This is a genomic window from Variovorax glucosi (genome assembly GCF_051216695.1).
Classification (GTDB): Bacteria; Pseudomonadota; Gammaproteobacteria; order Burkholderiales; family Burkholderiaceae_C; genus Variovorax.
Genome location: NZ_JBPJZE010000003.1, coordinates 525,874 through 538,319 on the forward strand (window position 1 = coordinate 525,874; position 12,446 = coordinate 538,319).

The window sequence follows — 12,446 nt, forward strand, 5'->3', positions numbered from 1 at the left end:
GGACGGATCACTGGGCTGTGAGGGGTTGGGTGCGCAGGCGCCAGGCCAGCGCGGCCTTGGCATGGTCGATACGGGCGGCGATGGCGTCGAGCTGCGTCGCGCGCAGCGTGCGGCGGGCGTCGAGCACGTCGGTCAGCGACATCGCGCCGCGGCGGTAGGCAAACTCGGCGCTTTCGGCCAGCTGGCGCGCGCCGCCGAGGATGTCGCGCTCGAAGGTCTGCAGGCGGCGGGCGTTGGCATCGGCCTCGGCGCGCAGGCGCTGCAGCTCGAGCCGCGCATCGTTGCGGGTCCTGTCGAGCACGTCCTGCGACTGGACGTACATCGCCTCGGCACGGCCGATCTCGCCCTCGGCGCGGTAGCCGATCTGCAGCGGGATGCTGGCGCGCAGCTCGACCAGGCGGTTCGATGTGCCCGGATAGCGCTCCAGCGACACGCCCCAGGTCACGTCGGAACTGCGCAGCGCGCGTGCGTTGTCGAGCGCTGCCGACATCGCGGCGACGCGGGCCTGTGCGGCGCGAACGTCGGGGCGGGCGTCGACGACGGCGTCCGTGTCGTAGCTGTCCGAAATCTGCATGGCGGCCGCACCCAGCGCAGGCAGCGGTGCGAGCGTCGGCCAGTCGTTGCCCGCGATGCGACCGCGCACCGGCATCGTCGTGCCGAGCAATTGGGCAAGCGCGATCTGCGCGCGGTCACGGTCGAGTTCGGCGGCGCGCAGTTCGACATTGCTGCGCTGCGCCTCGATCGCGCTGCGCGAGGCTTCCTGCTGCGGCAGGTCGCCGGCTTGCACGCGTCGCGTCGCAGTGCCCGAGAGCTGCGCCGCACCGCGTTCGATCGATGCCACTTCGACGATGCGTTCCTGCGCACCCAGCAGGTCGTAGAAAGCGCTGCCCGCGGCGAACTGCTGCTGGTAGGTGGCCTCGTCGACGTCGGCTTCGGCGGCGGCTGCGGAGCGCTCGGCGGACAGCGTGCGCGCCCGGCGCTTGCCGCCGCGTTCCCAGACCCAGTCGATGCCGATCGAGTTGTCGATGCGCTTGTTGGCGAGGTTGCCGGCGCCGACGCCGTTCTGCAGGTCGATCGAAGCGGCCTTGGCGCTCAGGACGGGGACGGGTGCATGGTCGGCGGCAAGGATGTCGGCGCGGGCGGCTGCCAGCGCCTGGCGAGAGAAGCGGACGTCGGCGTTGTCGCGTGCCGCGAGCAGGACTTCGGAAAGGGTGAGAGGTGGCTGTGCGGTCTGCTGCTGCGCCAACGCAGGCAGCACCAGTGTCATTGCGATGGAAAGAACCGCTCCTGCGGTGTGACGTCGTATGCTCATGCCCCGTTTATCGCGCGGGAGTACTGACCCGTCGCTGACCCGTTGCGACCGTAGAAATACGTATCTCCAACGTACCTTTTTATCGGGAAGATCCCTATGCGAATCCTGCTTGTCGAAGACGACGCCGTCCTGCGCGACGTGATGCTGCAGAGCCTGCGCGATGCCGGCCATCGCGTCGACGTGGCGACCAACGTCGAGGACGCCGACCAGCTCTGGCATGTCCAGCCCTTCGATGCCGTGCTGCTCGACCTCAGCCTTCCGTCCACCGGCAGTGCCACCAGCGGCATGGGCAGCGGCCTCACTGCACTGCGCCAGGCACGTGCGCGAGGCGACCGCACGCCGGTGCTGGTGCTGACCGCCCGCGACCGCACCGAGGAGCGCATCGCCGGCCTCGACGCCGGCGCCGACGACTACCTCGGAAAGCCCTTCGACCTGTCCGAAGTCGAGGCCCGGCTGCGGGCGCTGGTGCGGCGCGCGCAGGGCACCGACGACATGGTCGTGCTCGGCCAGCTCAAGCTCGACCGCAAGGCGCGGCGCTTCGCGGTCGCGGGCACGCCGCTCGACCTGCCGGCGCGCGAGTTCGAGGTGCTCTGGGAGCTGATGAGCCCGCCCGGGCACACCGTGAGCAAGCGGGCGCTGTCTGACAAGCTCTCCACCTTCGACGAATCGCTCGGCGACAACGCTCTCGAAGCCTTCATCTCGCGCCTGCGCAAGAAGCTGGTCGACAGCGGCGCCGGCATCCGCACGCTGCGCGGCATCGGTTATCTGCTCGAAGCGGAGCGATAGGCGGATGGCCGCGACATCGACGCTCAAGGGCCGCGTCCTGCGCGGTGTCCTGGCGCCGCTGGCGCTCACATGGCTGATCGGTTCCGGGCTGGCGCTGGTCGTGGCGCAGTACTTCACGAGTCAGGCCTTCGACCGCGCGATGCTGGACGACGCCTATTCGGTGTCCGCCAACGTTCACAGGAGCAAGCAGGGCCTGGAGCTGATGCTGTCGCCGCGCGAGATGACGACGGTGTTGTTCGACCAGTCCGAATCGGTGTATTTCGGCGTGCAGCGGCTCGACGGGTCGCTGATCGCGGGTCACGCGGGGCTGCAGGCACCGGCGCCCGACGAGGGTACGAGCTACCGCTTCTCCGACGTCGTCTACAACGGCAAGAACCTGCGGGCCGTCGTGCTCGACCGGACCGAGCCCAACGGCTTCCGCGTTCTCATCGCGCAGACCACGCGCACGCGTGCCGCGATGGTCGAGCGGCTGCTGATCTATTCGCTTGCGCCGCAGCTCGTGCTGCTGCTGATGCTGGCCGCCTGGTTGTGGCGCGGCATCGGCCGCGACCTGCAGCCGCTCGGCGATCTGCAACAGGTGCTGGACCGACGCGACGCGCAGGATCTTTCGCCAGTGTCGGTGGTGCATACCTCACGCGAGCTGGAGCGCCTGGGCGACGCGCTCAACTCGCTGTTCGAGCGCCTGAGCCACAGCGTGCGGTCGCAGCGCGAGTTCGCCGGCAACGTGGCGCACGAGCTGCGCACGCCGCTCGCCGGCATCCGCGCGCTGGCCGATTACGGACTGGCGCAGCAGAAGCCGGCGGTGTGGCGCGAGCAGCTGGAGCGCATCGCCACCAGCCAGGCGCGCGCCAGCCATCTGGTCGACCAGTTGCTCGGCCTGGCGCTGGCCGACGAGGGCAAGACCCGGCTGCAGCACGAACCCGTGCGGCTCGACGAACTCGCCTCGCAAGCGGTGCTGCGGCATCTGTCGCGCGCCGATGCCAAGGGTGTCGATCTCGGAGCGCGCGGTCTCGAGAAAGAAGTGACGGTCGAAGCCAACATCGCGCTGGTCGAAGGAATCCTCGACAACCTGATCGACAACGCACTGCGCTATGGCGGCAGCACCGTCACGGTCGAGCTGTCGGAGCGGATGCTGTCTGTCGTCGACGACGGCCCGGGCATCGCGCCCGAAGCCCAGCGCAACCTGATGCAGCGCTGGGCGCAGGGTTCGGAAGGCGTGAAGCTGGGGCAGGGTGCCGGACTGGGGCTGGCGATCATCACGCGCTACGTCGCGCTGCTCGGCGCCGAACTGGCCTTCACGCCGGCCACGGCGGAAGGCGGCCTGCGCGTGAGCGTGGCTTTCGGCCCGACGGCGATCGCCGTGCCGAAAGCCTGAATCCCCGGCGGGAGTTTCTTCAGCCCAGCGTCGGGTAGTCGGTGTAGCCGTGCTCGCCACCGCCGTACATGGTGGCCTTGTCGACTTCGTTCCACGGCGCGTTCTCGCGGATGCGGCGCACCAGGTCGGGGTTGGCGATGAACGGACGGCCGAAGGCGACCAGGTCGTCGCCTTCCTTGACCGCCGTTTCGGCCAGCGGCTTGTCGTAGCCGTTATTGACCATCCATGCACCCTTGCCGCCGGCAGTGCGGTAGGCGGCCTTGAGCGCTTCGTAGTCGAACGGGCGGTCGTCCAGTTCGCGCGGGCCGCCAGTGGCGCCTTCGATCACGTGGATGTAGGCGAGGTGCATCGGCGCGAGCTGTTGCACGACGTATTCGAACAGCGCCTGCGGGTCCTTGTCGTGCGCATCGTTGGCCGGGGTAACCGGCGACAGGCGGATGCCGGTCTTGCCGCCGCCGATGGCGTCCGCCACGGCGCGGGTCGTTTCGAGCGTGAAGCGGGCGCGGTTCTCGATGCTGCCGCCGTAGTCGTCGGTGCGCACGTTGCTGTCGCTCTTCAGGAACTGGTCGAGCAGGTAGCCGTTGGCCGCGTGCACTTCGACACCGTCGAAGCCGGCGGTTTCAACCGCGTTGCGTGCGGCGGCGGCGTAGGTGTGGACGATGCCCGGGAGTTCGGAGGCGTCGAGCGCGCGCGGCTCGGAAGTTTCGACGAAGGTGGCCTGGCCATCCTTGATCAGCACGGTCTTGGCCTTGGCGGTGATCGCCGAAGGCGCCACCGGCTTGCCGCCGTCCGGCTGCAGGTCGACATGCGAGATGCGGCCCACATGCCACAGCTGGACCACGATCTTGCCGCCCTTGGCATGCACTGCATCGGTGACTTTCTTCCAGCCGTCGAGCTGCTCCGTGCCGTAGAGGCCCGGAACGTCCGAATAGCCCTGGCCCTGGTGGCTGATGGCAGTCGCTTCGGTGATCAGCAGGCCGGCGGTGGCGCGCTGCTCGTAATACGTCGCGGTGATCGGCTTCGGAATGGCGTTCGGCGAGCGGTTGCGCGTCAGCGGTGCCATGACGATGCGGTTGGCGAGGTCGAGGTCGCCGGCTTTGACGGTGTCGAAGAGAGTTGGCATGTTGCTTCTTGTTGTGAGTGACAAAGGACGATCAGCGTAAACCCGTACGAGCTTCCGTGCTGTCGCGGGGTTGTCCGGCAGCTGTTACGCAAACCGCGGCATCAAAATCTTTCATATGTCGACATCACCCATCCGCCATCTCGTTCTCGTTCTCGGCGACCAGCTCGACGTTCGCAGCACCGCCTTCGCCAATTTCGATCCGCTACAGGATCGCGTGCTGATGGTGGAAGCCAGGGACGAGTCGATGCACGTCCCCAGCACCCGCATGCGTACGGCGATGTTCCTGTCGGCGATGCGGCATTTCGCCGACGAGGAGATCACCGGGCGCGCCTGGCCGCTCGACTATCTGCGGCTCGGGGCGCACGGCTTCGAAACCATTGCCGACGCGCTCGACGATGCGCTGGTGCGCCATCGGCCGGCTGCGCTGGTCATGACGCAGGCCGGCGAATGGCGTCTGGCGGAGGCGATCGCGCAATGCTGTGCGCGCGGCAAGGTGCGGCTCGACGAACGCGACGACCTGCACTTCATGGCGTCGAAGCAGGAGTTCGCAGAGTACGTGGGCAGCAAGCGCCAACTGATCATGGAGCCGTTCTACCGGCGCATGCGCAAGAAGCACGGCATCCTGCTCGACGCCGACAGCGGGCCGACCGGCGGCGAATGGAACTACGACCACGAGAACCGCGGTGCGTTCGGCCGCAAGGGACCGGGCCTGGTGCCGAAGCCAGTCGATTTCGAGCCCGACGCGATCACGCTGGAAGTGATCGCCGACATGGTGCTGCATCTGGGCGATCAGTACGGCAGCGCCGACGCTTTCGACTGGCCGGTGACGCGCAAGCAGGCGCTGGTCGCGCTGGAAGACTTCGTCACGCACCGGCTGCAGGACTTCGGACGTTTCCAGGACGCGATGTGGCAGGGCGAACCGTATCTGTATCACGCGCGTCTGTCGGCTGCGATGAACCTGAAACTGCTCGATCCGCGCGAGGTCATCGCCGCCGCCGTGGGCAGCAGCGCGCCGCTGGCCGCCGTCGAAGGCTTCGTGCGGCAGATCCTGGGCTGGCGCGAATTCATGCGCGGTGTCTACTGGTGGCGCATGCCCGATCTGGCGCAGGCCAACGCGCTGAAGCACGACGCGCCGCTGCCCGACTGGTACTGGACCGGCAAGGTCAGGATGAACTGCATGCGCGAAACCATCGGCCAGACGCTGACGACCGGCTATGCGCACCACATCCAGCGGCTGATGGTCACGGGCAATTTCGCGCTGACTTTCGGCATGGAACCGCAACAGGTGCACGCCTGGTATCTGTCGGTCTACGTCGATGCGGTGGAGTGGGTCGAGATGCCGAACGTGCTCGGCATGTCGCTCTATGCCGACGGCTCGCGTTTCGTGACGAAGCCTTACGCGGCAGGCGGCGCCTACATCAACCGCATGAGCAACTACTGCAGCGGCTGCGCCTACAAGCCGGGCGACCGCACCGGCGAAACCGCCTGTCCGGTAACCGTCATGTATTGGGATTTCGTCGCCCGCCATGCGGACATGCTCGAAGCCAATCCGCGCACCGTGATGATGGCCAGAAACCTCGGGCGAATGGACCCTGGCGACGTCAAGGCCCTGCGGGCCACTGCGCAAAGAATGCGCGAGCAGCCCGATCTGTTGTGAACCGCCTCTAATGCGCGCCGATCTTTCTACAAGATCGACGCCAGATCGTTCAACCGGCTTTCGGCTTTTCCGCGGCGATGGCCGCCTGTACCGCCGGCCGCTCGCCGATTCGCGCGTGCCAGGCCAGCACATTGGCGCAGCCTGAGATGTCGAGCGACAAGGGTTTCGCCCAGTTCGTCACCGTGAACAGATAGCAATCCGCGACAGTGAAGTGCTCGCCGGTTACGAACGGCTTGTCTGCCAGTTGCTCGTCGAGCCATGTGTAGCGGCTCTTCAGCTTGTCCTTGAAGATGGTCCTGGCTTCGGCCGGCATTTTCGGATTGAACATCGGGCTGAAGTTCTTGTGGATCTCGGTGCTGATGAAGCTTAGCCATTCCTGCAGGCGATAGCGCTGCAGCGTGCCATTGGCTGGCGCCAGATTTTTCAATGGCGCGAGATCGGCGATGTATTGCAGGATCGCCGGGCCTTCGCGCAGCAGCGTGCCGTCGTCCATTTCCAGCAGCGGCACATAACCTAGCGGATTGATCTTGTAGTAATCCGTGCCGTCCGGCAGCGTGTGGGTCTTGGTGCTGGCCAGGACAGGTTCGACAGCGAGGCCGGCTTCGAGGATGGCGATATGCGATGCCAGCGAGCATGCGCCGGGCGAGAAATACAGTTTCATTCAAAAACTCCGGGGGAGCAAAAGTAGAGAGGAGGCGTTCATCCTAGCTGCACGACCGCCGCGTTTCTGTCCTACGGTTTCACGCGCGGGCCGACTATCCGGAGCAAAGAGGCTTGTTTCTAAACTTGATTCACCTTGCGGCATGGAGCCGCTTCTGGAGCCTCCCATGTTGAAGTACGCCATCATTTTTGCCGTTGTATCCCTTATCGCCGGTGCGTTCGGATTCGGCGGTGTCGCTGCCGGTGCTGCCGGTATCGCCAAAGTCCTGTTCGGCCTGTTCCTGGTCCTGACGGTTGTTTTCTTGGTGCTCGCCGCACTGGGCGTCGGCGCGGTACGAAAGGCCATCGACTGATGAGCCAGGTAGAAAAGTCGTCGATCGCGCAGCGTGTGCTGCGCATATTGCAGGTCACGCAGGCGCACTGGTTTACCAAACCCGTCGCGGCGGTTCAAACAGCGGCGGCGGCAGTCGCGGCCTCAACACTGTCGCGTTCCTCGGTCATGTTTCGGAATGCGACGCGCAATGCTGCAGCCGTGTTGCGGGAAACACCGCGACTCGTGTCGTCACGTGTGTGGTCGCGGCAGCGGGCCGAAGCCTCGCTTCTGCTTCGATAGCCAGACTTCCGGGGTTGGCCTCATGGTGGGCCGGGCAGGGCGGTCGCTTTAAAATCGACGTCCCGGCTCACGCAGAGTCTCACGCAGCGCACGCTTGAGAGTGCGCAAATCCCACATGCTTTATCCCGAAGAATTCGACGTCATCGTCGTCGGTGGCGGTCACGCCGGCACCGAAGCTGCGCTCGCAGCAGCCCGAATGGGCGCCAAGACGCTTTTGCTGACCCACAACATCGAGACGCTGGGTCAGATGAGTTGTAACCCGTCGATCGGCGGCATCGGCAAGGGCCATCTCGTGAAGGAAGTCGATGCGCTCGGCGGTGCGATGGCGCTCGCCACCGATGAAGCCGGCATTCAGTTCCGCATTCTCAATTCGAGCAAGGGGCCTGCCGTACGTGCCACGCGGGCACAGGCCGATCGCGTGCTCTACAAGGCGGCGATCCGTCACCGGCTCGAGAATCAGCCCAATCTCAGCCTCTTTCAGCAAGCCGTCGACGACCTGATGGTGGAGGGCGATCGCGTGGTGGGTGCCGTGACGCAGGTCGGCATCGCGTTCCGTGCGCGCACCGTGGTGCTGACGGCGGGGACTTTCCTGGATGGCCGCATCCATGTCGGACTCGACAATTACCAGGCCGGACGCGCTGGCGACCCGCCGGCGGTCACGCTGTCGGCACGGCTGAAAGAACTTAAGCTGCCGCAGGCGCGCCTGAAGACCGGCACGCCGCCCCGGCTCGACGGTCGCACTATCGACTTTTCCAAGTGCACCGAACAGCCGGGCGACGGCATGCCTGGCGGCACGACCGATGCGCTCCCGGTATTCAGCTTCATGGGTCGCGTTGACATGCATCCGAAGCAGATGGCCTGCTGGGTGACGCACACCAATGCGCGGACGCACGAGATCATCCGCTCGGGCTTCGACCGCAGTCCCATGTTCACCGGAAAGATCGAAGGCGTCGGGCCGCGCTATTGCCCGAGCGTCGAAGACAAGATCAACCGTTTCGCCGACAAGGAAAGCCATCAGATCTTCCTGGAGCCGGAAGGGCTGATGACCAACGAGTACTACCCGAACGGGATTTCCACCAGCCTGCCTTTCGACATCCAGTTGCAACTGGTGCGGACGATGGCTGGCTTGGAAAACGCGCACATCCTGCGTCCCGGCTATGCCATCGAGTACGACTACTTCGATCCGCGCGAGCTCAAGAGCAGCTTCGAGACGCGCGCGATCCAGGGCCTGTTTTTCGCCGGACAGATCAACGGCACGACCGGCTACGAAGAAGCCGCAGCGCAAGGGCTGTTCGCCGGCATCAATGCGGCGTTGCAATGTCGCGGCGAGGCGGCCTGGTTGCCGCGCCGCGACGAGGCTTACCTCGGCGTGCTGGTCGACGACCTCATCACCAAGGGCGTGACCGAGCCGTACCGCATGTTCACCAGCCGGGCAGAGTTCCGGCTGCAATTGCGTGAGGACAACGCCGACTTGCGCCTGACCGAAACCGGGCGTCGTCTGGGCTTGGTCGACGACGCGCGCTGGGATGCTTTCTCGCGAAAACGTGACGCTGTTTCACGTGAAACACAGCGTCTGAAATCGATCTGGATCAATCCGCGCAATCTGCCGGCCGAGGAATCGGCGCGCGTGCTGGGCAAGGCGATCGAGCACGAATACAACCTCGGCGATCTGCTGCGTCGTCCCGATGTCGACTACGCAGGGCTGATGTCGCTGGCCGGCGGCAAGTACGCGCCGTTGGCTGCGCTGAATCCGACCGAGATCGAACAGGTGGAAATCTCCGCCAAGTATTCCGGCTACATCGACCGTCAGCATGACGAAGTCGAGCGCGCATCGCATTTCGAGAATCTCCGGCTGCCGGACGAATTCGATTACGAACAGGTGACGGCGCTGAGTTTCGAGGTTCGCCAAAAGCTCGGTCGCCAGCGGCCGGAGACATTGGGTCACGCCTCGCGAATTTCCGGCGTCACGCCGGCCGCCATTTCGTTGCTAATGGTGCATTTGCGCAAGGGCGGTCATCGTGCGTTTGCCCGCGATGCGGCTACTGCAGAAGCGACTGTGGCGGCAGCGGAGTCGCTCATTCCATGATCGATGCGGAAGAAAAAACGCTGCGCGAAGGCGCGGCGAAGCTGGACTTGGCGCTAAGCGACCTGCAGGTTCAGCGATTGCTGGCGTACGGCGCACTCATCCTGAAGTGGAACAAGGTCTACAACCTGACGGCGTTGCGCGACCCGGCATTGGTGCTCACGCACCATCTGCTGGACAGCCTTTCCGTGATCAAACCGCTGGAGCGCCAGTGCGGCGGGCCAAGCGATGCCAAGCTTCGTTTGCTCGACGTCGGTGCCGGGGCAGGGTTGCCGGGCGTGGTCATCGCCATCCTGCGCGGCGACATCGATGTGAGCTGCGTCGATGCTGTCGCCAAGAAAGCCGCGTTCGTTCAGCAAGTGGCCGTCGAACTCAAGCTGCCCAACTTGCGTGGCATTCATGCGCGAGTCGAGAACCTGACCGGCGCATACGACGTGATCAGCTGCCGCGCCTTCGCTTCACTGGTTGATTTCTACCAGGGCTCAAAGCAGCTGCTCGCAGCCGATGGCGTGTGGCTGGCGATGAAGGGCAAAGTGCCCGATGCGGAACTTGTAGAGCTGCGCGGTCTGGTAGATCTGTCGCACGGCGTCGATGTGTTTCACGTGGAACATCTGCAGGTTCCAGGGCTCGATGCCGAACGCTGCATCGTCTGGGCCCGCAAACCGGTCTGACCCGCTTGCCGGGGATCGCGTGCGGGAAGTGTGCGGGAAGTGGGTCGCTTAGACTCCACTTCCGTCATTTCAGGCAGTCTCCATGTTCGGCATCGCTGATTACGGCGCATTCGTTGCAGCCATCGTCCTGTTTCTTGCGATTCCCGGACCGGGAAATCTGGCGTTGCTGACATCGACAGGGAAGGGCGGCATCCGCGGCGGACTGGCTGCGACGATGGGCCTGATTGCCGGCGACCAGGTGCTGATGTGGCTGGCTGTCGCCGGTGTCGCTGCGATGCTGGCGGCCTACCCGTCTGCATTCGCAGCGGTGCAATGGATCGGCGCCGGCTACCTGGCCTGGCTCGGTTTCCGGATGCTGCGCGCCAAACCCGGCGACGCGCCCATCCTCGACTTCCGCCCGCGCGACTACTTTCGGCAAACCCTTTTCATCACGCTCCTGAATCCGAAGGCGATCGTTTTCTACATGGCCTTCTTCCCGCTGTTCGTCGATCCGGCGCAGCATCAGGGTTTCCGCACTTTCGGCGTCATGGCTGCGACCATCGCGGTGCTGACCTTCATTTACGGCCTGATCGCCACGCTGCTCGCGCACTTCCTTGCCGAGCGACTGCGCGCCAATCCGCGCGTCGTCGCCGGGCTGGGGAAACTGGCCGGCGTTTTCCTGATCGGCTTCGGCATCAAGCTCGCAGCGTCGCGTTGAGTCACAAGAGAAAAGCAACAGATAGAACCCATGGCAAAGATTTTCTGCATCGCGAACCAGAAGGGTGGCGTCGGCAAGACCACCACCACCGTCAATCTGGCGGCCGGTCTGGCCAAGGTCGGACAGCGCGTCCTCATGATCGACCTCGATCCGCAGGGCAACGCGACGATGGGCTCGGGCATCGACAAGCGCGAGCTGGAGCTGACGGTATACGACGTGCTGCTCGAAGAAGCCACCGTCGCCGAAGCACGCATTTCGTCGGAGAAGGGCGGCTACGACGTGCTCGGCGCCAACCGCGAACTGGCCGGCGCCGAAGTCGAAATGGTTGCGCTGGACCGCCGCGAGAAGCGCCTGCGCACAGCGCTCGCCGCCGTCGGCGCGCAGTACGACTTCATCCTGATCGATTGCCCGCCCAGCCTCAGCCTGCTGACGCTCAACGGCCTGTGCGCCGCGCACGGCGTGATCGTGCCGATGCAGTGCGAGTACTTCGCGCTTGAAGGGCTGACCGATCTGGTCAACACCATCAAGCAGGTGCATGCCAACCTCAACAAGAATCTTCAGATCGTCGGCCTGCTGCGGGTGATGTTCGACCCGCGCATCACGCTGCAGCAGCAGGTGAGCGAGCAGCTCAAGGCGCATTTCGGCGACAAGGTGTTCGACACCGTCATCCCGCGCAACGTGCGGCTGGCCGAGGCGCCGAGCTACGGCTTGCCGGGCGTGGTGTTCGATCCTTCGGCGCGCGGAAGCCAGGCTTTCATCGCTTTCGCCAAGGAACTGGTCGAGAAGATGCCGCCCGCGATCGCCACGGCCGGTGCGGCGATGGCGGCAGCGGTGCCGGCACCGGTACCGGTACCGGCACTTGTACCAATCGCACCCGTGACACCCGAAGAAGCGACGCCCGATGACGCCTGAGCCGACGTTTCTCATCCTGCCGGGTTGGCAGAACAGCGACGCCGCCCACTGGCAAAGCCGCTGGGAAGTCGTCTACGGTGATCGCCGCGTCGAGCAGCACGACTGGATTCGTCCGCTGCGCGGCGACTGGTCCGCGCGGCTTGAGGAAGAGGTGATCGCCGCGCCGTCGCCGGTCGTGCTCGTCGCGCACAGCCTCGGCTGCATCCTGGTCGCCGCGTGGGCCGCGCATTCGCGCAACACCGCGAAAGTGCGTGCTGCGTTCCTCGTGGCACCCGGCGACCTGGAGCGCGACGATCTGCGCCAGATGATTCCCGGCTGGGCACCGATCGTGCGCCAGCGCCTCCCGTTTCCGTCGATGCTCGTCGCGGCCGGCAACGATCCTTACTGCGATGCCGCCCGCTCGCGCGCGATGGCTGCCGACTGGGGCGCTCGTTTTGTCGATGCGGATGTGCAGGCGGTCGGCGGCTCCGGCGGCCATCTCAACGGCGAATCCGGCCTCGGCGACTGGCCCGCAGGCCGCGCCTTGCTCACCGAACTCATCAGAAAAGAATGACAGC

At 65.4% G+C, this 12,446-nt stretch carries 12 protein-coding genes; 9 read left to right on the forward strand and 3 right to left on the reverse strand.

Annotated features, from left to right (window positions below; genetic code table 11):
* Positions 1-7: 7 nt before the first annotated feature.
* A complete protein-coding gene (locus ACSFA3_RS17155; protein WP_435506687.1) occupies positions 8-1,312 on the reverse strand; it encodes a TolC family protein in 1,305 nt (434 codons plus the stop codon).
* A gap of 96 nt (positions 1,313-1,408) precedes the next feature.
* Between ACSFA3_RS17155 and ACSFA3_RS17160 the strand changes: the two genes are divergently transcribed.
* Both ACSFA3_RS17160 and ACSFA3_RS17165 read left to right on the forward strand, forming a co-directional pair.
* Complete coding sequence (locus tag ACSFA3_RS17160) at positions 1,409-2,098, forward strand: response regulator transcription factor (RefSeq protein WP_435506688.1); 690 nt, start codon at positions 1,409-1,411, stop codon at positions 2,096-2,098.
* A 4-nt stretch (positions 2,099-2,102) separates the two neighbouring features.
* A complete protein-coding gene (locus ACSFA3_RS17165) occupies positions 2,103-3,473 on the forward strand; it encodes a sensor histidine kinase (RefSeq protein WP_435506689.1) in 1,371 nt (456 codons plus the stop codon).
* A gap of 19 nt (positions 3,474-3,492) precedes the next feature.
* Here ACSFA3_RS17165 and ACSFA3_RS17170 read toward each other — a convergent pair whose 3' ends face one another.
* A complete protein-coding gene (locus ACSFA3_RS17170; RefSeq protein ID WP_435506690.1) occupies positions 3,493-4,596 on the reverse strand; it encodes an alkene reductase in 1,104 nt (367 codons plus the stop codon).
* Between the two features lie 115 nt (positions 4,597-4,711).
* On the opposite strand from ACSFA3_RS17170, the gene ACSFA3_RS17175 reads away from it, so the two are divergent.
* Complete coding sequence (locus ACSFA3_RS17175; protein ID WP_435506691.1) at positions 4,712-6,253, forward strand: cryptochrome/photolyase family protein; 1,542 nt, start codon at positions 4,712-4,714, stop codon at positions 6,251-6,253.
* Positions 6,254-6,302: 49 nt separating this feature from the next.
* On the opposite strand, the gene gstA is transcribed toward ACSFA3_RS17175, so the two are convergent.
* Complete coding sequence (gene gstA, locus ACSFA3_RS17180) at positions 6,303-6,914, reverse strand: glutathione transferase GstA (RefSeq protein ID WP_435506692.1); 612 nt, start codon at positions 6,912-6,914, stop codon at positions 6,303-6,305.
* A 166-nt stretch (positions 6,915-7,080) separates the two neighbouring features.
* On the opposite strand from gstA, the gene ACSFA3_RS17185 reads away from it, so the two are divergent.
* The 6 genes from ACSFA3_RS17185 to ACSFA3_RS17210 all read left to right on the forward strand — a co-directional run bounded on the left by ACSFA3_RS17185 (position 7,081) and on the right by ACSFA3_RS17210 (position 12,442).
* On the forward strand, positions 7,081-7,266 hold the full coding sequence (locus ACSFA3_RS17185) for a DUF1328 family protein (RefSeq protein ID WP_435506693.1): 186 nt from the start codon (positions 7,081-7,083) through the stop codon (positions 7,264-7,266).
* A 375-nt stretch (positions 7,267-7,641) separates the two neighbouring features.
* Complete coding sequence (gene mnmG / locus ACSFA3_RS17190; protein WP_435506694.1) at positions 7,642-9,612, forward strand: tRNA uridine-5-carboxymethylaminomethyl(34) synthesis enzyme MnmG; 1,971 nt, start codon at positions 7,642-7,644, stop codon at positions 9,610-9,612.
* The gene (gene rsmG, locus ACSFA3_RS17195) at positions 9,609-10,280 is read left to right on the forward strand and encodes a 16S rRNA (guanine(527)-N(7))-methyltransferase RsmG (protein ID WP_435506695.1); all 672 of its coding nucleotides are present in this window, start codon (positions 9,609-9,611) and stop codon (positions 10,278-10,280) included. Before mnmG ends, rsmG begins: the two co-directional genes overlap by 4 nt.
* An 82-nt stretch (positions 10,281-10,362) precedes the next feature.
* Positions 10,363-10,977 (forward strand): LysE family transporter, encoded by a 615-nt coding sequence (locus tag ACSFA3_RS17200; protein WP_435506696.1) that lies wholly within the window; start codon positions 10,363-10,365, stop codon positions 10,975-10,977.
* A gap of 30 nt (positions 10,978-11,007) precedes the next feature.
* Entirely contained in the window at positions 11,008-11,889 is an 882-nt protein-coding gene (locus ACSFA3_RS17205; RefSeq protein WP_435506697.1) for a ParA family protein, read from the forward strand.
* Positions 11,879-12,442: an RBBP9/YdeN family alpha/beta hydrolase gene (locus tag ACSFA3_RS17210; RefSeq protein WP_435506698.1), complete on the forward strand. Its 564-nt coding sequence runs from the start codon at positions 11,879-11,881 to the stop codon at positions 12,440-12,442. The genes ACSFA3_RS17205 and ACSFA3_RS17210 overlap by 11 nt, the downstream gene beginning before the upstream one ends.
* Positions 12,443-12,446 lie beyond the last annotated feature (4 nt).

Bases quoted from the DNA above. Each gene is read 5' to 3' on its own strand.
- ACSFA3_RS17205 (WP_435506697.1), top strand. From the start codon at position 11,008: ATGGCAAAGATTTTCTGCATCGCGAACCAGAAGGGTGGCGTCGGCAAG.
- ACSFA3_RS17200 (WP_435506696.1), top strand. From the start codon at position 10,363: ATGTTCGGCATCGCTGATTACGGCGCATTCGTTGCAGCCATCGTCCTG.
- mnmG (WP_435506694.1), top strand. From the start codon at position 7,642: ATGCTTTATCCCGAAGAATTCGACGTCATCGTCGTCGGTGGCGGTCAC.
- ACSFA3_RS17175 (WP_435506691.1), top strand. From the start codon at position 4,712: ATGTCGACATCACCCATCCGCCATCTCGTTCTCGTTCTCGGCGACCAG.
- ACSFA3_RS17165 (WP_435506689.1), top strand. From the start codon at position 2,103: ATGGCCGCGACATCGACGCTCAAGGGCCGCGTCCTGCGCGGTGTCCTG.
- ACSFA3_RS17170 (WP_435506690.1), bottom strand. From the start codon at position 4,596: ATGCCAACTCTCTTCGACACCGTCAAAGCCGGCGACCTCGACCTCGCC.
- ACSFA3_RS17155 (WP_435506687.1), bottom strand. From the start codon at position 1,312: ATGAGCATACGACGTCACACCGCAGGAGCGGTTCTTTCCATCGCAATG.
- gstA (WP_435506692.1), bottom strand. From the start codon at position 6,914: ATGAAACTGTATTTCTCGCCCGGCGCATGCTCGCTGGCATCGCATATC.
- ACSFA3_RS17160 (WP_435506688.1), top strand. From the start codon at position 1,409: ATGCGAATCCTGCTTGTCGAAGACGACGCCGTCCTGCGCGACGTGATG.
- ACSFA3_RS17185 (WP_435506693.1), top strand. From the start codon at position 7,081: ATGTTGAAGTACGCCATCATTTTTGCCGTTGTATCCCTTATCGCCGGT.
- ACSFA3_RS17210 (WP_435506698.1), top strand. From the start codon at position 11,879: ATGACGCCTGAGCCGACGTTTCTCATCCTGCCGGGTTGGCAGAACAGC.
- rsmG (WP_435506695.1), top strand. From the start codon at position 9,609: ATGATCGATGCGGAAGAAAAAACGCTGCGCGAAGGCGCGGCGAAGCTG.